Annotated in this window: 18 protein-coding genes and 1 riboswitch; of the genes, 9 read left to right on the forward strand and 9 right to left on the reverse strand. The window is 72.6% G+C overall.

The features are described from left to right. Position 1: 1 nt before the first annotated feature. Positions 2 to 1,516 carry a phytoene desaturase family protein gene (locus ACH4RG_RS12470; RefSeq protein WP_398539476.1) on the forward strand — a complete coding sequence of 505 codons (1,515 nt, stop codon included), beginning with the start codon at positions 2 to 4 and terminating at the stop codon, positions 1,514 to 1,516. Between the two features lie 59 nt (positions 1,517 to 1,575). Here the strand turns inward: ACH4RG_RS12470 and ACH4RG_RS12475 are convergent, their stop codons facing one another. The 6 genes from ACH4RG_RS12475 to ACH4RG_RS12500 all read right to left on the reverse strand — a co-directional run bounded on the left by ACH4RG_RS12475 (position 1,576) and on the right by ACH4RG_RS12500 (position 6,456). Further along, positions 1,576 to 2,475: a hypothetical protein gene (locus ACH4RG_RS12475; protein ID WP_397916406.1), complete on the reverse strand. Its 900-nt coding sequence runs from the start codon at positions 2,473 to 2,475 to the stop codon at positions 1,576 to 1,578. Positions 2,476 to 2,524: 49 nt separating this feature from the next. Then, positions 2,525 to 3,442: a methylenetetrahydrofolate reductase [NAD(P)H] gene (gene metF, locus ACH4RG_RS12480; protein ID WP_397916407.1), complete on the reverse strand. Its 918-nt coding sequence runs from the start codon at positions 3,440 to 3,442 to the stop codon at positions 2,525 to 2,527. Between the two features lie 186 nt (positions 3,443 to 3,628). Then, positions 3,629 to 4,279, reverse strand: a complete 651-nt coding sequence (gene thiE, locus ACH4RG_RS12485; protein WP_397930484.1) for a thiamine phosphate synthase — start codon at positions 4,277 to 4,279, stop codon at positions 3,629 to 3,631. Positions 4,280 to 4,354: 75 nt separating this feature from the next. Continuing rightward, positions 4,355 to 4,720 (reverse strand): Rv2175c family DNA-binding protein, encoded by a 366-nt coding sequence (locus tag ACH4RG_RS12490; protein WP_007451303.1) that lies wholly within the window; start codon positions 4,718 to 4,720, stop codon positions 4,355 to 4,357. 79 nt (positions 4,721 to 4,799) lie between these two features. After that, the gene (locus ACH4RG_RS12495; RefSeq protein WP_398539477.1) at positions 4,800 to 6,035 is read right to left on the reverse strand and encodes an NAD(P)/FAD-dependent oxidoreductase; all 1,236 of its coding nucleotides are present in this window, start codon (positions 6,033 to 6,035) and stop codon (positions 4,800 to 4,802) included. A gap of 79 nt (positions 6,036 to 6,114) precedes the next feature. Beyond that, on the reverse strand, positions 6,115 to 6,456 hold the full coding sequence (locus ACH4RG_RS12500; protein WP_274345499.1) for a hypothetical protein: 342 nt from the start codon (positions 6,454 to 6,456) through the stop codon (positions 6,115 to 6,117). Positions 6,457 to 6,507: 51 nt separating this feature from the next. Continuing rightward, positions 6,508 to 6,620: riboswitch (TPP riboswitch) on the forward strand. Here ACH4RG_RS12500 and thiO point away from each other — a divergent pair. The 5 genes from thiO (at position 6,618) to ACH4RG_RS12525 (ending at position 11,926) form a co-directional block, all read left to right on the forward strand. After that, positions 6,618 to 7,838 (forward strand): glycine oxidase ThiO, encoded by a 1,221-nt coding sequence (gene thiO, locus ACH4RG_RS12505; protein ID WP_397916410.1) that lies wholly within the window; start codon positions 6,618 to 6,620, stop codon positions 7,836 to 7,838. It overlaps the preceding riboswitch by 3 nt. Then, complete coding sequence (thiS, locus tag ACH4RG_RS12510) at positions 7,835 to 8,095, forward strand: sulfur carrier protein ThiS (protein ID WP_398539478.1); 261 nt, start codon at positions 7,835 to 7,837, stop codon at positions 8,093 to 8,095. The genes thiO and thiS overlap by 4 nt, the downstream gene beginning before the upstream one ends. 2 nt (positions 8,096 to 8,097) lie before the next feature. Beyond that, on the forward strand, positions 8,098 to 8,892 hold the full coding sequence (locus ACH4RG_RS12515) for a thiazole synthase (RefSeq protein ID WP_397916412.1): 795 nt from the start codon (positions 8,098 to 8,100) through the stop codon (positions 8,890 to 8,892). A gap of 199 nt (positions 8,893 to 9,091) precedes the next feature. Beyond that, on the forward strand, positions 9,092 to 11,023 hold the full coding sequence (gene pknB, locus ACH4RG_RS12520) for a Stk1 family PASTA domain-containing Ser/Thr kinase (RefSeq protein ID WP_398539479.1): 1,932 nt from the start codon (positions 9,092 to 9,094) through the stop codon (positions 11,021 to 11,023). Between the two features lie 6 nt (positions 11,024 to 11,029). Then, positions 11,030 to 11,926 carry a deoxyribonuclease IV gene (locus tag ACH4RG_RS12525; protein ID WP_397930474.1) on the forward strand — a complete coding sequence of 299 codons (897 nt, stop codon included), beginning with the start codon at positions 11,030 to 11,032 and terminating at the stop codon, positions 11,924 to 11,926. Here ACH4RG_RS12525 and ACH4RG_RS12530 read toward each other — a convergent pair. After that, complete coding sequence (locus ACH4RG_RS12530; RefSeq protein ID WP_397916415.1) at positions 11,893 to 12,525, reverse strand: sulfite oxidase-like oxidoreductase; 633 nt, start codon at positions 12,523 to 12,525, stop codon at positions 11,893 to 11,895. The two genes, ACH4RG_RS12525 and ACH4RG_RS12530, sit on opposite strands and share 34 nt — an antisense overlap. 157 nt (positions 12,526 to 12,682) lie before the next feature. Here ACH4RG_RS12530 and bfr point away from each other — a divergent pair, with 157 nt between their 5' ends. After that, positions 12,683 to 13,162: a bacterioferritin gene (gene bfr / locus ACH4RG_RS12535; protein WP_307667293.1), complete on the forward strand. Its 480-nt coding sequence runs from the start codon at positions 12,683 to 12,685 to the stop codon at positions 13,160 to 13,162. 49 nt (positions 13,163 to 13,211) lie between these two features. Here bfr and ACH4RG_RS12540 read toward each other — a convergent pair whose 3' ends face one another. Further along, positions 13,212 to 13,508, reverse strand: a complete 297-nt coding sequence (locus tag ACH4RG_RS12540; protein WP_397916416.1) for a bacterioferritin-associated ferredoxin — start codon at positions 13,506 to 13,508, stop codon at positions 13,212 to 13,214. Positions 13,509 to 13,683: 175 nt separating this feature from the next. Next, positions 13,684 to 15,030 carry a class II 3-deoxy-7-phosphoheptulonate synthase gene (locus tag ACH4RG_RS12545; protein WP_397917209.1) on the reverse strand — a complete coding sequence of 449 codons (1,347 nt, stop codon included), beginning with the start codon at positions 15,028 to 15,030 and terminating at the stop codon, positions 13,684 to 13,686. 103 nt (positions 15,031 to 15,133) lie between these two features. Here ACH4RG_RS12545 and ACH4RG_RS12550 point away from each other — a divergent pair, with 103 nt between their 5' ends. Together ACH4RG_RS12550 and ACH4RG_RS12555 are read left to right on the forward strand one after the other, a co-directional pair. After that, on the forward strand, positions 15,134 to 15,202 hold the full coding sequence (locus ACH4RG_RS12550) for a trp operon leader peptide (RefSeq protein WP_106431529.1): 69 nt from the start codon (positions 15,134 to 15,136) through the stop codon (positions 15,200 to 15,202). A gap of 124 nt (positions 15,203 to 15,326) precedes the next feature. Then, entirely contained in the window at positions 15,327 to 17,228 is a 1,902-nt protein-coding gene (locus ACH4RG_RS12555) for an anthranilate synthase family protein (RefSeq protein ID WP_398539480.1), read from the forward strand. Positions 17,229 to 17,230 lie beyond the last annotated feature (2 nt).

A 17,230-nucleotide genomic window follows, 5' to 3' on the forward strand; every position in this document is an offset into this window, starting at 1 on the left:
CATGGCACGAATTGCGGTGATCGGCGCCGGGACGGGCGCGATGGCGGCGGCCGCCCGGCTGGCCGTGGCGGGCGAGACGGTGACGGTCTACGAGCGGTCCGCGAGTTACGGCGGTTCGGTCGGCCGCCATGAGCACGAGGGCTTCGTCTTCGACACCGGGCCCGGGCTGCTGCATCTCCCCGCCGTCCAACGGGACCTCTTCGTGAAGACCGGCAAGGAGTCGCTGGAGCAGTCGGTGACCCTGACGCAGGTCGATCCGGCGAGCCGCCATCTCTTCGCGGACGGCACGGCCGTGTCCCTGCCCAACGCCTCCCGGGCCGGGGTGGCCACGGCCCTCGACGACGCCCTCGGGACGGGCGCCGGGGCACGCTGGAGCGCCTTCATGGACCGGGCCCGGGACGCCTGGGACCGGTCGCGGCGGCCGCTCCTGGAGGAGCCCCTGCGGGCGGACCACGAGGTACTGGGGCGCGATCCCTATCCGGCGGTGCGGCAGCGCCGCCTGCTGCGCGGTTCCCGACAGGCGGCCACGGTCGCGGAGATCGGCGCGTGGGAGCTGGCGGACACCCGGCTCGCCGCCCTGCTCGACGGGTACGCGCTGTCCCACGGCCTCGACCCGCGCACCGCCCCCGCGAGCGCCGCGCTGCTGCCGTACATGGAGCAGACCTTCGGCAGCTGGTACGTGATGGGTGGGATGCGCGAGCTGGCGCGGGCGGTGTACGAACGGTGCGTGGCCCGCAGGGTGCGGTTCGTCTTCGGGACCGAGGTGGTCCGGGTCGTCGAGAAGGACGGCCGGGCGGCAGGCGTGGAGCTGGCGGACGGTGAGGTGGCCGAGGCGGACCGGGTGGTGCTCGGGGTCCGGCCGCGCCCGGGCCTGGTGCCGGGTCAGCAGGTGTGGGGCGGAGGCGATGTGACGGTCCGGCCGGGCTCCGGCGCGGGCGCGGCGGGCCGGTTCACGGTGCTGCTGTCGCTGCGCGGCGCCCGGGAGGCGGACGCGGTGCACCGGACCGTGGTGCACGGTGCCGACGGGGCGGCGGAGCAGGAGGCGGTGTTCGGGGGGCGGGTCGCCGGGAGCCCCACGGTGACGGTGCTGCGCCCCGACGATCCGGCGACCCGTCCGGACGCGGCGCACGAGGCGGTGACGCTCACCGCGACGGTGGCTCCGCAGGGGCCGGTCGACTGGCGGGACGCCGGGGTGCGGCAGCGGTTCGCCGAGGTCCTGGTGGAGCGGGCGGCGGCGGCCGTTCCCGGGCTGCGGGAGCGGATCCTGCACACCGAGGTCCGCACGCCCGCGGAGACCGAGGACGGGACGGGGGCCGAGGGCGGCGCTGTGCCGCCGCCCGCGCTGGCCGGGGCCGACGGAGCGTTTCTGCACCCGGGCAACCTCACGCGGCTGCCGGGGCTGTATCTCGTCGGCGGCTGGTCGCATCCGGGCGGCGGGCCGGCCCACGCCGGGATGTCGGGGACGCTGGTCGCCGGGCTCGTCGTGGAGGGCGACGCCTTCCGCGGCTCACGCTGAGCGGAGGGGGCTGCGCGTGTACCGCTGCCGGTGGGCCCTCCCCCGGCAGCGGCGCGGCCTCAGTGGCGGTACTGCTCGTTCTGCCCGGTGTCGTAGCCGTTGGCGTACGGAGCGGGCGTCGCGGGCTGCTCCGTCGGCATCGGGGGGTACTGCTCGGTGTCGCGCTGCTGCGGGACCCACACGCCGCCGGGCGGGGTGTCGGCGGCATAGCCCTGGGCGTAGGGGTCGGGGTAGCCCTGCTGCACGCCCTGGCTGTCGTAGCCGTCGCCGCCATGACCGTAGGCGTCGTGACCGCCGTAGGAGGGGGCTCCGGTGGTGGTGCCGATGTACGGGTCGGAGTAGGCGGCGTAGCTCTGCGGGTCGGTACCGTAGTCGTAGGTCCCGGCGTAGGGGTCCTGGGCCGGGGGCTGTTCGTAGCCGGTGTACGGCTCGTACGCGGCGTACTGCGGCTGGGCCGAGGGGTCGGCCTCGTGGCCGTGGTCCTGTCGGACGCCGCCGTTCGCGTCGTAGCCCGGGTCGCCGTACACGCCGTACTGGCCGGTGTCGTCGGGCAGGGGCTGCGGTGCGTAGACGGACTGGGCGGGCGGGCCGGCCGGCGGCTGGTCGTACCCGGGTCCTGTGACCTCCAGGTCCGAGACCTCCAGCGTGGGTTCCTTCACGGCGGCGCCCTCGCCGACGCCCCTGCGCCGACGGCTCTCCCCCGGACTGCCGCCGATGGCCCAGCCGGTGGAGAAGCCGCGCCGGAAGGACAGCGTCACGAAGGTCTGACCCGTGGCGAAGGCGAGCGTCCCGACGACGATGACCGGAACGGAGGCCAGCAGCACCCCGACCACCACGCCGAGGAAGCCGGCGAAGGCGAGGAGCCGCCAGCGCAGTCGTGCCTTGTACTGCAACAGCACCTCGCCGAGCAGCCACAGGGCCACCAGACCGAAAGCGATGTAGAGGACCGTCCAGCCCACGCCCGCCCCCTCCTTCGGCCGTAGCCGCATCGGCGGCGGGTACGACCGGTCACGACTGCTTGTGCAGTCCGAGTTTTTCGTAGATTTCGAGCGTAGCCGTCGAGTTGTTGAGCGTGATGAAGTGCAGTCCGGGCACACCCTCGGACAGCAGCTTCGCGCAGAACTCCGTTGCGAACTCGATGCCAATGGAGCGTACAGCGGCTGGATCGTCCTTGGCCGCGAGGATGCGCTCTTTCAACGACGCGGGCACGGTCGCGTTGCTGAGCTGGGAGAACTTTTCCAGTTGCTTCACGCTGGTCAGGGGCATGACCTCGGGGATCACCGGCGTTTCGCAACCCGCGGCGACCACACGGTCACGCATCCGGAGATAGTCCTCCGGGCGGAAGAACATCTGGGTGATCGCATAATCCGCGCCCGCCCGGCACTTGTCCACGAAATGAGCGATGTCCGTCTCCCAGTCGGACGACCGGGGGTGCATTTCGGGAAAGGCCGCCACGCCGACGCAGAAGTCGCCCGACTCCTTGATGAGACGGACCAGGTCGGCGGCGTACTTCACCCCCTGCGGGTGCTCGACCCACTCGCCCATCGGGTCGCCCGGCGGGTCGCCGCGGACCGCGAGGATGTTCCTGATGCCCGCGTCGGCGTACTGCCCGACCATGTTGCGCAACTCGGCGACGGAGTGGTTCACCGCCGTGAGGTGGGCGACCGGGGTGAGGGTCGAGTCGGCGGCGATCTGCTGGGTGGCCCGGACCGTCCCGGCGCGGGTGGAACCGCCGGCGCCGTACGTGACGGAGACGAAGCTGGGACGGACCGCCTCGACGCGCCGGAGCGCGTTCCAGAGGTTCCGCTCGCCCTTCTCCGTCTTGGGCGCCCAGAACTCGAAGGAGTACGACGTCTTGCCGGTCGCTAGCAGGTCACGCACGGTGCGTGCGTGATCCGTCCTGGTGGAGGGTGTGCCATGGGCCATAGGGGGAGGTTAACCAGGGGGTGGGTGCTCCCCCAACCGGACCAACCGGCTTTGTCTCGTTTTGCCGGACTGTTGTCCACCCCTCGGACACGCGCCCGAGATGTCGCGCATCGGCGTGCGGGCCGACAGGGGAGTCGGGTACGCGGGGCGGCGCGACGGTCGGCCCGCTGGGCGGGGCGCAGAGCGTCAGAGCGCGCGGGCCCTGACGCGTCGGGCCAGCTCGGCGGTGGCGGCGGCGGGATCGTCGGCCCCGGTGATGGCCCGGACGACGACGACGCGGCGGGCTCCGGCGTCCAGCACCTGGTCCAGGTTGCCCGCGTCGATCCCGCCGATCGCGAACCAGGGCCGCGACCCGCCGAGGGAGGCGGCGTAGCGCACGAGGCCGAGGCCGGGGGCGTGGCGGCCTGGCTTGGTGGGGGTGGGCCAGCAGGGACCGGTGCAGAAGTAGTCCACACCGTCCTGGGCGAGCGCCGCTTCGACCTCGGCCTCGGCGTGCGTGGAGCGGCCGATCAGCCGGTCGGCGCCGATGATCGCCCGGGCGGCGGGGACCGGGAGGTCGCCCTGGCCGAGGTGGAGCACGTCGGCGCCGATGGCGTGGGCGACGTCGGCGCGGTCGTTCACCGCGAGGAGCTTGCCGTGCCGACGGCAGGCGTCGGCGAACACGGCGAGGTGCTCCAGCTCCTCGGCGGCCTCCATGCCCTTGTCCCGGAGCTGGACGATGTCGACGCCGGCGGCGAGCACGGCGTCCAGGAAGGCGGGGAGGTCACCCTGGAGCTTGCGGGCGTCCGTGCACAGGTAGAGCCGGGCGTCGGACAGCTGCTCGCGAGGCGTGGACATGGGCGGACTCCCCCGTGGTCGTGACGGTGCGCGGGCCGCGCCGGGCGGCCCGCGCTCCGCTTCCTGTCGTGTCGGTCAGACGGCGAGCGCCTGGGCGCGGCGCTTCACCTCCGTACCGCGATTCTCGCTCAGCGCCTGCGCGGGGGTGCCGGGCAGGGTCGGGTCGGGAGTGAAGAGCCACTCCAGCATCTCTTCGTCGGAATAGCCGTCGTCCCTCAGGAGGGTCAGGGTGCCGGAGAGGCCCTTGACCACCTTGTCGCCGTCGATGAAGGCGGCGGGCACCTGGAGCGCCCGGTTCTCACCACGGCGTACGGCGATGAGCTGGCCATCCCTGACCAGCTGCCGTACGCGCGTCACCTGGACATCGAGCATTTCCGCGATGTCGGGAAGGTGGAGCCAGGCGGGGACGAGAGCATCGGTCTTTGCGTCAATCTCGGTCACAGGGACAAGCGTGCCATCCCGGACCGACAGCCGGTAGCCGGGCCGACCGTACGGGGCGGCCCGGCGGGTCACCGGCCCGTCACAGGGCGGCGGACTTCAGCGGCACGGCGGGGTCGGCCACCTTCTCCGGGTCGAGGGCGGCCCCCGACTCGATGAGCCTGCGGCCCTGGGCCAGATCGCGCGGGCGGCCCACGGCGAGCACGGCCACCAGCGCGCCGGCGCGCAGCCAGCACACCGACCAGGCGGCGTCCGCCCCGTCGCCGCGCCACACCAGGGTGTCGGCGTCCGCGTGGTGGCCGGCGTACTGCACGAAGCGGCCGAACTGCTCGGACCAGAAGTACGGGACGGGGTCGTAGACGGGGAGCGGCCCCCCGTCCTGTACGGCCATGATCGCGGCTGCCGCGGTGCGCGGGCCCTGGAGGGCGTTGTCCCAGTGGTGGACCAGCAGGCGTGTCCCGTAGCGGGTGGAGGGGAAGGACGCGCAGTCCCCGACCGCGTACACATCGGGGAGCGAGGTGCGCAGCGCGCTGTCGGCGGTGACCGAGCCGTCCGGGCCGAGCGCGACCCCGGAGCCGGCGAGCCAGCGGGTGGCGGGGCGCGCGCCGATGCCGACGACCACGGCTCCGGCGGGCAGGACCCGGCCGTCGTCGAGGACGACGGCCCCCTCCTCGACGCGGTCGACCCGGGTCCCGGTGAGGAGTTCGGCGCCGCTGTCGGCGTACCAGGCGGCCATCGGGGCGGCCACCTCGGCGGGCAGGGCGCCCGCGAGCGGGCGGGCGGCGGCCTCGACGACGGTGACGGCGCAGCCCGCGGCGCGGGCGGCGGTGGCGAACTCCGCGCCGATCCAGCCCGCCCCGACGACGACCACGTCGTGCTGCCGGTCCAGGACGGGCCGCAGCCGCGCGGCGTCGTCGAGGGTGCGCAGCAGGTGGACACCGGGCACGCCCTCGGCGCCGGGCAGGGTCCTCGGCTCCGCGCCGGTCGCGAGGACCAGGGCGTCGTAGGACACCGGCCCGTCGGCGGTGTCCAGCACATGGTCGGCGGCGCGCAGCCCGGTGACGTCCAGGCCGAGGCGCAGGGTGATGTCCAACCCCTCGAAGTCGACGTCGAAGGCGGAGTCCTCGGCCTTGCCCAGCAGGACGGCCTTGGACAACGGCGGCCGGTCGTAGGGCTGGTGGGGTTCGGCGCCGATCAGGGTGACGGGCCCGGTGAAGCCCGCCTCGCGCAGGGCCACGGCGCTCCGCACGCCCGCCATGCCCGCACCGACGACCACGACGTGCCGTGGTGCCGCCCGCTGTTCCGTCTGCTCGCTCACTCGTCCACCTTAATCACCTGACGGGCCGTCAGGCAGGGGGGTGCCGGGAAGGAAACCAGGAAGCGACCCAGCAGGGAGCTCAGGAAGGAAGCTGTTCCACCACGCTGGTGCCGCTGCCCTCCTGGGACTCCCAGGCCCACCGCTCCTCCAGCCGCACCCGGCCGTCGGCGAGCTCGACGACCGTGGAGAGGCAGTGCCCGGACGAGGTCGTTCCGTCCTGCTTGAGCTGCACGTAGCGGAAGTCCAGCGCGTCCCCGTCGCGGGTGCCGACGAGATGACCGCGCTCCACGTCGCCACCCGCGTACTCGGCCCAGATCCGACCGTCCAGCTCGTGGTACGTGAAGCGGGTGCGGGTGCCGACCTGGCCCGGGGCCTGGTCGGCGACGGGCGACAGGACGAGTCCGTCGAGCGAACGGGCCATGGCGGGCGCTCCCTTACTGGCCGCGGGCGAGGGGGTCTAGGCTGGCCACGGTAGAACACTCGCGGGAGCCCGGACGCACCGGGCTGAGAGGGAGGCTGGCCGGCCTCCGACCGTACGAACCTGCTCCGGGTCATGCCGGCGAAGGGAGGGGCTGCACACTCATGCGCGTCTCGGAGAGAAGCTCCGGATCCGATGCCCTCGTCAAGAGAGGCTCCGGATCCGACGTCCTCGTCATCGGGGGCGGAATCATCGGCCTGGTCACGGCGTGGCGGGCCACCCAGCGGGGACTGCGCGTCACGGTCGCGGACCCGGAGCCGGGCGGCGGTGCCGCACAGGTCGCGGCGGGCATGCTGGCCGCCGTCACCGAACTGCACTACGGCGAGCAGATGCTGCTCGGGCTCAACCTCGCCTCCGCCGCCCGCTATCCCTCGTTCGTCGCCGAGCTGGAGGAGGCGAGCGGCCAGGACACCGGTTTCCGGACCTGCGGCACGCTCGCCGTCGCACTGGACTCCGACGACCGGGCGCATCTGCGCGAACTGCACGCCCTCCAGGAGCGTTCGGGCCTGGAGTCGGTCTGGCTGAGCGGCCGTGAGTGCCGCCGTCTGGAGCCGATGCTGGCCCCGGGCGTCCGCGGCGGCCTCCGGGTCGACGGCGACCACCAGGTGGATCCCCGCCGCCTCGCCGCGGCGCTGCTGACCGCGTGCGAACGGGCCGGGGTCGTGTTCCGCCGGACGACCGCCGAGCGGCTCGCCCTGGCCGGGGACCGGGCCGTCGGGGCGCTGCTCGGCGACGGTACGGAGTTCGCGGCCGATCAGGTCGTGCTCGCCGCGGGCAGTCTCAGCGGTCGGCTCGCCGGGCTCCCCCCGGAGCTCGTGCCGCCGGTCCGCCCGGTCAAGGGCCAGGTGCTCCGGCTCACCGTGCCCCGGGCGTACGCCCCCTTCCTCAGCCGCACGGTGCGCGCCGTGGTCCGGGGCGGTCACGTCTACCTCGTGCCGCGCGAGAACGGCGAGCTGGTCGTCGGCGCCACCAGCGAGGAGATGGGCTGGGACACCACGGTCACCGCCGGCGGGGTCTACGAGCTGCTGCGCGACGCCCACGAGCTGGTACCGGGCATCACCGAGCTGCCGCTCACCGAGACCCGGGCCGGTCTGCGTCCCGCCTCGCCCGACAACGCCCCGCTGCTCGGCCCGACCGCCCTGCCCGGTCTGCTGCTCGCCACCGGCCACCACCGCAACGGCGTCCTGCTGACACCCGTCACCGGGGACGCGATGGCCGACGTCCTGACCACCGGCGAACTGCCCGGGGCGGCCCGCCCCTTCACCCCCCGCCGTTTCGAACCCGCCGCCCTCGCCGCCCTCGTACCCCAGGAGCAGCCCGTATGACCCAGCAGCGAGCCGTACCGGAACCCGCCGCCACCGTCCCCGTGTCCGCCGCCCCCGTCTCCGTCTCGGTGAACGGGGAGGTCCGCGCCGTTCCCGCCGGAACGGACCTGGACGCCCTCGTCGCCACGCTGACCCCGGCCCGCTCCGGGGTCGCCGCCGCCGTCAACGAGAGCGTCGTCCCGCGCGGCCAGTGGGCCGCGACGAGGCTCGGCGAGGGCGACCGCGTCGAGGTCCTGACCGCCGTCCAGGGAGGCTGACCATGTCGGACGACGTCTTCACGCTGGGACCCGCCACCTTCGGCTCCCGGCTGATCATGGGCACCGGCGGAGCCCCCAGCCTGGAGGTGCTGGAGCGCTCGCTGATCGCCTCCGGCACCGAGCTGACCACGGTCGCGATGCGCCGGCTGGACCCGACCGTGCGGGGCTCGGTGCTCTCGGTGCTGGAGCGGCTCTCCATCCAGGTCCTGCCGAACACCGCCGGCTGCTTCACCGCGGGCGAGGCGGTGCTGACCGCCCGGCTGGCCAGGGAAGCGCTCGGCACCGACTGGGTGAAGCTGGAGGTGGTGGCCGACGAGCGGACCCTGCTGCCCGATCCGATCGAGCTGCTGGACGCGGCGGAGGTCCTGGTCGACGACGGGTTCACCGTGCTGCCGTACACCAACGACGATCCGGTCCTGGCGCGGAAGCTGGAGGACGTGGGGTGCGCGGCGATCATGCCGCTCGGCTCCCCGATCGGCAGCGGGCTCGGCATCCGCAACCCGCACAACTTCGAGCTGATCGTCGAGCGGGCCGGGGTGCCGGTGATCCTCGACGCGGGGGCCGGGACCGCCTCGGACGCGGCGCAGGCGATGGAGCTGGGGTGCGCCGCTGTGATGCTCGCCTCGGCCGTGACCCGGGCCCAGGAGCCGGAGCTGATGGCGGGTGCGATGCGTCACGCGGTGGAGGCGGGCCGACTGGCCCACCGCGCGGGCCGTATCCCCCGTCGTCACTTCGCCCGGGCGTCGTCCCCGGTGGACGGCCGGGCGACGCTGGACCCGGAGCGGCCGGCGTTCTGAGAGCCGGTACGGGTTCGGGGGCGCCGCCCCCGGGCCCTCTTCTCCTCGATCGCCGGAGGGGCGTGCAAGGGCCCTCGGATGGGTCGCGCGCCCGGGCGCGCGACCGCAGGGCGTGTCCCTGTCACGGATCGGCTGCAAGACGGCCCCGGGAACGCCCTCGCCAGTCCGGGGTGTCGGCGGCGGCTCGTAGACTCCCGGTGTGGACACGACCCTCCAGGACCCTCTCGTCGGGCAGCTGCTCGACGGCCGGTATCGCATTGAGGCGCGCATCGCCGTCGGCGGGATGGCCACGGTCTACCGGGCCGTGGACACCCGCCTGGACCGGGTGCTCGCCCTCAAGGTGATGCATCCGGCGCTCGCCACCGACGTCTCGTTCGTCGAGCGCTTCATCCGTGAGGCCAAGTCGGTGGCCCGCCTGGCGCACCCCAATGTCGTCGCGGTCTTCGACCAGGGCGCCGAGGGCGCGTATGTCTACCTCGCGATGGAGTACGTGGCGGGCTGCACCCTGCGCGACGTGCTGCGCGAGCGCGGGGCCCTGCAGCCCCGGGCGGCGCTGGACATCCTGGAGCCGGTCCTCGCCGCGCTCGGCGCCGCGCACCGGGCGGGGTTCGTGCACCGGGACATGAAGCCGGAGAACGTCCTGATAGGGGACGACGGCCGGGTGAAGGTCGCCGACTTCGGCCTGGTCAGGGCGGTCGGCACGGCCACCGACACGACCGGCTCCCTGCTGGGCACCGTGTCGTATCTGGCCCCCGAGCAGATCGAGCACGGCAGCGCCGACACCCGCAGTGATGTGTACGCCTGTGGGGTCGTTCTCTACGAGATGCTGACCGGCGTCAAGCCGCACACCGGCGAGAACGCCGCCCAGGTCATCTACCGGCACCTCAACTCCGACGTCCCCGCCCCCTCCGCCGTCGTGCCGGGGCTTCCGGTCGCGCTGGACAGCCTGGTGGCGAGCGCGACCGCCCGCAATCCCGAGGTGCGCCCGCACGACGCGGTGCTGCTGCTGGCCGAGGCGCGTGAGGCCCGTGCCACGCTGACCGACGCCGAGCTGGACGCCGTACCGCCGGGGGCCCTGTCGGATGCCCATGACGGCGCGGACGACCGTACGAGCGTGATCCCGCGGGCCCTCCCGGCGGACGGCGACGGGGCCGGAGTGCACCGCACCAGCCGACTGGTGATGCCGCCCGCGGACCCTGCCGCTCCCCGGCGCGGGACCGGCCGTCGCGGCCCGTTCGGCGGGCCGCACCGCAAGCTGATCACGGTGCTCGCCGCCGTACTGCTGACGCTGGGCGTCGGGACGGGCGTCTGGTACATCAACTCCGGGCAGTTCACCCGGGTCCCCTCGCTGTTGGGCCAGACCCAGCAGACCGCCGAGAAGCGGCTCTCCGACGAGGGGCTCGGGCTGAAGGGCGTGGAGCGGGTCTTCAGCGACACCGTCGAGCGGGGCTCGGTCGTGAGCAGCGACCCCTCCTCGGGCGACCGGATCCGGGGCAACGGCTCGGTGAAGCTCGTCGTCTCACGGGGTCCGGAGATCGTGCGGGTGCCCGATGTCGTGGGCCGCTCCCTCGCGGACGCCCGGCGCTCCCTGAAGAAGGTGGGCCTGGCCCCCGGGATGGTGACCAGGGAGTTCAGCGAGGACGTGGCCCGCGGCGAGGTGATCCGCACGGATCCCCGCGCGGGCACGGGCCGCAACCCGGACACGGCCGTGGCGCTCGTCGTCAGCAAGGGCGCCCCGATCGACGTCCCGGACGTCACCGGGCTCTCCGCCGAGGAGGCCACCGCCGAGCTGGAGGCCGAGGGGCTGAAGGCCGAGGTGCTGCCGGGCCGGGTCCACTCCGCCGAGGCCGAGGGCGATGTGGCCGAGCAGTCCCCCGGCGGAGGGACCGAGGCCGCCGAGGGCGACACGATCGAGCTGACCGTCTCCCAGGGCCCCCGGATGCTGGACGTCCCGGACGTCACCGGCCGGGACGTCGACGAGGCGCGGAGCACCCTGGAGGAGGCGGGCTTCGACGTGAAGGTCGACCGGCCGTTCCTCTCCTTCAGCGACACGATCGCGAGCCAGTCCGTGGACGGCGGCGAGCAGGCCCCCGAGGGGTCCACGATCACGATCAAGACCAAGGGGTTCTAGAACCAGATGCACACCCTGCGCAATCCGGTGGGCGGACACGTGCCGGTCGCCGGCGGCCTGGCCAAGGTCGGCCTGGAGTACGCCCGGGAGCTGGCGGCGGAGACCGTGCAGGTCTTCGTGGCCAATCCGCGCGGCTGGGCCACGCCCGCCGGTAACCCGGCACAGGACGAGCTGTTCCGGGCCGGGTGCCGGGCGGCCTCGATCCCGGCGTACGTCCACGCCCCGTATCTGATCAACTTCGGCTCGCACACCGAGGCGACGGTCGAGAGGTCTGTGGAGTCCCTGCGCCACTCACTGCGGCGGGCCCGCGAGATCGGCGCGCTGGGCGTGGTGGTGCACACCGGTTCGGCGACCGGCGGACGGCCGCGCGCCGAGGCGCTGGCCCAGGTGCGCGAGCACATGCGCCCGCTGCTGGACGAGCTGACCCACGACGACTCCCCGGATCTGCTGCTGGAGTCGACGGCCGGCCAGGGTTTCTCGCTCTGCTCGCGGACCTGGGACTTCGGTCCGTACTTCGAGGCGCTGGACTCCCACCCGAAGCTGGGCATCTGCCTGGACACGTGCCACATCTACGCCGCCGGGCACGATCTGGCCGGCCCCTCGGGGATGCGGCAGACGCTCGACCTGCTGGTGGACACGGTCGGCGAGGGGCGGCTCAAGCTGATCCACGCCAATGACTCCAAGGACGTCGTGGGCGCCCACAAGGACCGGCACGAGAACATCGGCGCCGGTCACATCGGGGTGGAGCCCTTCCGGGAGCTGCTCGCGCATCCGGCGACCGAAGGCGTGCCGCTGATCATCGAGACGCCCGGCGGCAAGGACGGGCACGCGGCGGACGTGGCCCGGCTGAAAGGGCTACGGGAGACGGGTCAGAGCTCGGGGCCGTCCCCGGGCTCCTCCTGATAGGAGTAGCGCTGCTCGCCCCAGGGGTCGCCGATGTTGTGGTAGCCCCGCTCCTCCCAGAATCCGCGCCGGTCGGCCGTCATGTACTCGATGCCGCGGACCCATTTGGGGCCTTTCCAGGCGTACAGATGCGGGACGACGAGGCGGAGCGGGAAGCCGTGCTCGGCGGTGAGGAGTTCGCCGTCCTTGTGGGTGGCGAACAGGGTGTGCTCGGAGGCGAAGTCGTCGAGGCGCAGGTTCGACGAGAAGCCGTACTCCGCCCAGACCATCACATGGGTGGCGTCGGGGGCGGGCGGCGCCAGTTCGAGGACCGTACGGGCGGGGGTTCCGCCCCATTCGGCGCCGATCATGCTGAACTTCGTCACGCAGTGCAGATCGGCGACGACCGAGGAGAACGGCAGCGCCGAGAACTCCTGGTGGTTCCAGCAGTGCTTGTCACCGTCGGCGGTGGCCCCGAAGACCCGGAACTCCCAGCGGTCGGGCTTGAACTTGGGAACGGGCCCGTAGTGGGTGACCGGCCATCCGCGTTGCAGTCGCTGTCCCGGCGGAAGCTCGGACTGCTCTGTCCCGCGGTTTTCCCGGCTTTCCGGCTGACCCATGCCTCCATGGTGACAGACAGGCAGGGGTGGTCATGACCAGGGAGTACCCCATCCGGGCAACTCGTACTAAGCGTGCACTTACTGGACGGCCGCCGGGCGCGGTGCGAGGATCTCGCCAACTCGCCAGATCGATCACCGGTTGGAAGGAGCCTTTGCCATGCAGGGCGACCCCGAGGTCCTTGAGTTTCTCAACGAGCAACTGACCGCCGAATTGACTGCCATCAATCAGTACTTCCTGCACGCCAAGATGCAGGACAACTTCGGATGGACGAAGCTCGCCAAATACACCCGGGCCGAGTCCTTCGACGAGATGAAGCACGCCGAGATCCTCACCGACCGGATCCTGTTCCTCGAAGGGCTGCCGAACTACCAGCGGCTCTTCCATGTGCGGGTGGGCCAGACGGTCACCGAGATGTTCCAGGCGGACCGCCAGGTCGAGGTGGAGGCGATCGACCGCCTCAAGCGCGGTATCGAGGTGATGCGCGCCAAGGGCGACATCACGTCCGCGAACATCTTCGAGTCGATCCTGGCGGACGAGGAGCACCACATCGACTACCTCGACACCCAGCTGGAGCTGGTCGAGAAGCTCGGTGAACCGCTCTACATCGCCCAGCTGATCGAGCAGCCGGAGAGCTGACCCGGGCCACCCCCGGGGCCGAGAGCTGTTCGCGGGGTGCGCGGGGCGGTCAGGCGGCGTCGGAGAGCGTCACGTCCCGGATCGCGCCGATGGCGGCCGCCGATGCCGCGACGGTCGCGGCGACCGGGTGGCCGAGGGAGGCGGTCGCGGGTTCCGGTCGCTGGTCGAGCAGCTCGCGGCGGGGGCAGTCCCCCCGGCCCAGGAGCGCCTGGATACGGCGTACACATCCACCGCAGTCCGTCCCGGCCTTGCAGGCCGAGGCGATCTGCCGGGGTGTGCAGGCTCCGGCGTCCGCATGCTTCTTGACCTGTGCTTCCGTGACGCCGAAGCAGGAACAGACGTACATGCGGTTCGCCTCCCTGCGGATCGGTCACGGGCGCCGCCCCGATTTTCACGGTGAGGCTAACCTAACCTTACCCGTCGCTCAACCGGCGTAAAAGCCCGGATACGCCTGTGGGGCACGGATCACATGGATCCGTGCCCCACAGGCGCGACTGCCGGGAATTCTCCCGGCCTCCGGACTACTGGTCGCGGTACATCTCGGCGACGAGGAAGGCCAGGTCGAGGGATTGGCTGCGGTTGAGCCGCGGGTCGCAGGCCGTCTCGTAGCGCTGGTGCAGGTCGTCCACGAAGATCTCGTGGCCGCCGCCCACGCACTCGGTGACGTCGTCGCCGGTCAGCTCCACGTGGATGCCGCCCGGGTGGGTGCCGAGGCCCTTGTGGACCTCGAAGAAGCCCTTGACCTCGTCCAGGACGTCGTCGAAGCGGCGCGTCTTGTGGCCGGAGGCGGCCTCGAAGGTGTTGCCGTGCATCGGGTCGGTCACCCAGGCGACGGTCGCGCCGGAGGCGGTGACCTTCTCGACCAGCTCGGGGAGCTTGTCGCGGACCTTGTCGGCGCCCATCCGGACGACGAAGGTCAGCCGGCCCGGCTCGCGCTCGGGGTCGAGGCGGTCGATGTAGCCGAGCGCCTCGTCGACGGTGGTCGTCGGGCCGAGCTTGATGCCGATCGGGTTGCGGATCCTGGCGGCGAACTCGATGTGCGCGCCGTCCATCTGGCGGGTGCGCTCCCCGATCCAGACCATGTGGGCCGAGGTGTCGTACAGCTCGCCGGTGCGCGAGTCCGTACGGGTCAGCGCCGACTCGTAGTCGAGCAGCAGCGCCTCGTGCGAGGCGTAGAACTCGACCGCCTTGAACTCGGCCGGGTCGGTGCCGCACGCCATCATGAAGTTGAGCGCGTTGTCGATCTCACGGGCCAGGGCCTCGTAGCGCTGGCCTGCGGGGGACGACTTCACGAAGTCCTGGTTCCAGGCGTGGACCTGGCGCAGGTCGGCGTAGCCGCCGGTGGTGAAGGCGCGTACCAGGTTCAGCGTGGAGGAGGACGCGTGGTACATCTGCTTCAGCCGGGCGGGGTCCGGGATCCGGGCCTCCTCGGTGAAGGCGAAGCCGTTCACCGAGTCGCCGCGGTAGGTCGGCAGGGTCACGCCGTCGCGGGTCTCGGTCGACTTGGAGCGCGGCTTGGAGTACTGGCCCGCGATGCGGCCGACCTTCACCACGGGCACGGAGGCCGCGTAGGTCAGGACGGCGCTCATCTGGAGCAGCGTCTTCAGCTTGGCCCGGATGTGCTCGGCGGACACGGCGTCGAAGGCCTCGGCGCAGTCGCCGCCCTGCAGCAGGAACGCCTCGCCCTTGGCGACGGCTCCCAGGCGGGCGCGCAGCTGGTCGCACTCGCCGGCGAAGACGAGCGGCGGATACGACGCGAGGTCCGCGAGCACATCGCGCAGGGCCTCGGAGTCGGGGTACTCGGGCTGCTGCGCCGCGGGAAGGTCTCGCCAGGTGTTGCCACCGGCGACGGAGGTATTGGCGTTCACGGTCACGAACACAACATTACGGGGTCGCAAGGGGCGTCCAGCCGTGCGCTCACCAGATGAGACACGCGCTCCGATGCCGGGACCGGTCCGCTAAGGTCGGGGCATGTCGACGCGACTGATCGAGATCTCGATCCAGAACTGGTGGTGGACCGCTCATCCGGCGGCCCGCTGACTCATCGCGCTGACACTTCGCGAAGGCCGCCCGAGGGGCGGCCTTTCTGCGTTGCGGAGCCGTTCCTCCCCCTGTGAATCCCGTACGGAATGCCGTTCGGGCCCTCCGGAAGGAACCTGCTCCCATGTCGCAGACCGCGTCCCGCTCCGCCTCCGGCCTCATCCGCCGGCTCCTGGCCGACGACGCCCCGCCGTTCGCCCTCCTGCGCCGGCGCACGCCCGGCCGTGACCACGATCACGTCGAACTGCTGATCGGGAGGGTGCGGGAGGCGGACCGGCTGGCCGACCTGCCGGTGGGCACGGCTCCCGCGCTGGCCCTGGTGCCGTTCCGGCAGATCGCCGAGCGCGGCTTCGACGTGCGCGACGACGGCACCCCGCTGAGCGTGCTGGTCGCCGACGAGACGCACGAGCTGGAGCTCGCGGAGCTGCTGGCGGCGCTGCCCGACCATGACGTGCGGGTGGAGGACCGGGGCTTCGACGTGGAGGACGCGGAGTACGCGGACATCGTGCGGCGGGTGATCCGGGACGAGATCGGGCAGGGCGAGGGAGCGAACTTCGTGATCCGGCGGACGTTCCGGGGCGAGATCCCCGGGTTCGGGCGGAAGGACGCGCTGGCGCTGTTCCGGCGGTTGCTGGCGGGCGAGCGGGGCGCGTACTGGACGTTCGTGGTGCATACCGGGGACAGGACGCTGGTGGGTGCGAGCCCGGAGGTGCACGTGCGGATGTCCGGCGGGACGGTCGTGATGAACCCGATCAGCGGGACGTACCGCTACCCGGCCGGAGGGCCCACCGCGACAGGCCTGCTGGCGTTCCTCGGGGACCGCAAGGAGAGCGAGGAGCTGTCCATGGTGGTCGACGAGGAGCTGAAGATGATGTGCACGGTGGGCGACATGGGCGGGGTGGTGGTCGGGCCCCGGCTCAAGGAGATGGCGCACCTCGCGCACACCGAGTACGAGCTGCGCGGGAAGTCCTCGCTGGATGTGCGGGACGTGCTGCGCGAGACGATGTTCGCGGCGACCGTCACCGGCTCCCCGGTGCAGAACGCGTGCCGGGTCATCGAGCGGTACGAGTCCGGGGGCCGCGGCTACTACGCGGGCGCGCTGGCCCTGCTGGGCACGGACGCGAGCGGGGCGCAGACGCTGGATTCGCCGATCCTGATCCGTACCGCCGACATCGCCCCGGACGGCTCGCTGAAGGTGCCGGTCGGGGCCACCCTCGTACGCCACTCGAACCCGGAGAGCGAGGTCGCCGAGACGCATGCCAAGGCGGCCGGGGTACTCGCCGCGCTGGGGGTGCGGCCGGCCCGGACCGGGGCGGAGGCGGACCGCCCGCGGCTGGCGTCCGACCCCCGGGTGCAGGCGGCGCTGGACGACCGGCGCGGAGGGCTCGCGCCGTTCTGGCTGCGGATGCAGGAGCGCACCCGGGATCTTTCGGGGCACGCGCTGGTGGTGGACGGCGAGGACACGTTCACCGCGATGCTGGCCCATCTGCTGCGGGCGTCCGGTCTTGACGTCTCGGTGCGCCGCTACGACGAGCCGGGGCTGCGCGAGGTGGTCCGGGCACACGACGGGCCCGTGGTGCTGGGTCCGGGGCCGGGCGATCCGGGCGATCTCACCGATCCGAAGATGCGGCTGCTGCGGGAGATCACCGCGGAGCTGGTGCGGGACCACCGGCACGGGCTGTTGGGGGTCTGCCTCGGGCACGAGCTGATCGCGGCGGAGCTGGGTCTGGAGATCGTGCGCAAGGCCGTGCCGTACCAGGGGGCGCAGACCCGGATCGAGCTGTTCGGCCGGCCGGAGACGGTGGGCTTCTACAACAGCTTCACCGGGCGGTGCGACGGTCCGGCCGCCGTCGAGCTGGCCGCGCACGGGATCGAGGTGAGCCGCGACGAGGACAGCGGTGAGCTGCACGCGCTGCGCGGCCCCGGCTTCGCCTCGGTGCAGTTCCACCCGGAGTCGGTGCTGACCGTGCGGGGCTCGGTGATCGTGTCGGAGCTGCTGGCGGGGCTGCCGGTGGTGCCGAGCTGAGG

The sequence above is a fragment of the Streptomyces sp. NPDC021019 genome (assembly GCF_044333295.1).
In the GTDB taxonomy this organism is placed as follows: Bacteria; Actinomycetota; Actinomycetes; order Streptomycetales; family Streptomycetaceae; genus Streptomyces.

What these genes read in the sequence shown, in the direction of transcription:
- ACH4RG_RS12470 (WP_398539476.1), top strand. Translation starts at nt 2, where the DNA reads ATGGCACGAATTGCGGTGATCGGCGCCGGGACGGGCGCGATGGCGGCG.
- metF (WP_397916407.1), bottom strand. Translation starts at nt 3,442, where the DNA reads ATGGCCCATGGCACACCCTCCACCAGGACGGATCACGCACGCACCGTG.
- thiE (WP_397930484.1), bottom strand. Translation starts at nt 4,279, where the DNA reads ATGTCCACGCCTCGCGAGCAGCTGTCCGACGCCCGGCTCTACCTGTGC.
- ACH4RG_RS12500 (WP_274345499.1), bottom strand. Translation starts at nt 6,456, where the DNA reads ATGGCCCGTTCGCTCGACGGACTCGTCCTGTCGCCCGTCGCCGACCAG.
- thiO (WP_397916410.1), top strand. Translation starts at nt 6,618, where the DNA reads ATGCGCGTCTCGGAGAGAAGCTCCGGATCCGATGCCCTCGTCAAGAGA.
- thiS (WP_398539478.1), top strand. Translation starts at nt 7,835, where the DNA reads ATGACCCAGCAGCGAGCCGTACCGGAACCCGCCGCCACCGTCCCCGTG.
- ACH4RG_RS12515 (WP_397916412.1), top strand. Translation starts at nt 8,098, where the DNA reads ATGTCGGACGACGTCTTCACGCTGGGACCCGCCACCTTCGGCTCCCGG.
- ACH4RG_RS12525 (WP_397930474.1), top strand. Translation starts at nt 11,030, where the DNA reads ATGCACACCCTGCGCAATCCGGTGGGCGGACACGTGCCGGTCGCCGGC.
- ACH4RG_RS12530 (WP_397916415.1), bottom strand. Translation starts at nt 12,525, where the DNA reads ATGGGTCAGCCGGAAAGCCGGGAAAACCGCGGGACAGAGCAGTCCGAG.
- bfr (WP_307667293.1), top strand. Translation starts at nt 12,683, where the DNA reads ATGCAGGGCGACCCCGAGGTCCTTGAGTTTCTCAACGAGCAACTGACC.
- ACH4RG_RS12540 (WP_397916416.1), bottom strand. Translation starts at nt 13,508, where the DNA reads ATGTACGTCTGTTCCTGCTTCGGCGTCACGGAAGCACAGGTCAAGAAG.
- ACH4RG_RS12555 (WP_398539480.1), top strand. Translation starts at nt 15,327, where the DNA reads ATGTCGCAGACCGCGTCCCGCTCCGCCTCCGGCCTCATCCGCCGGCTC.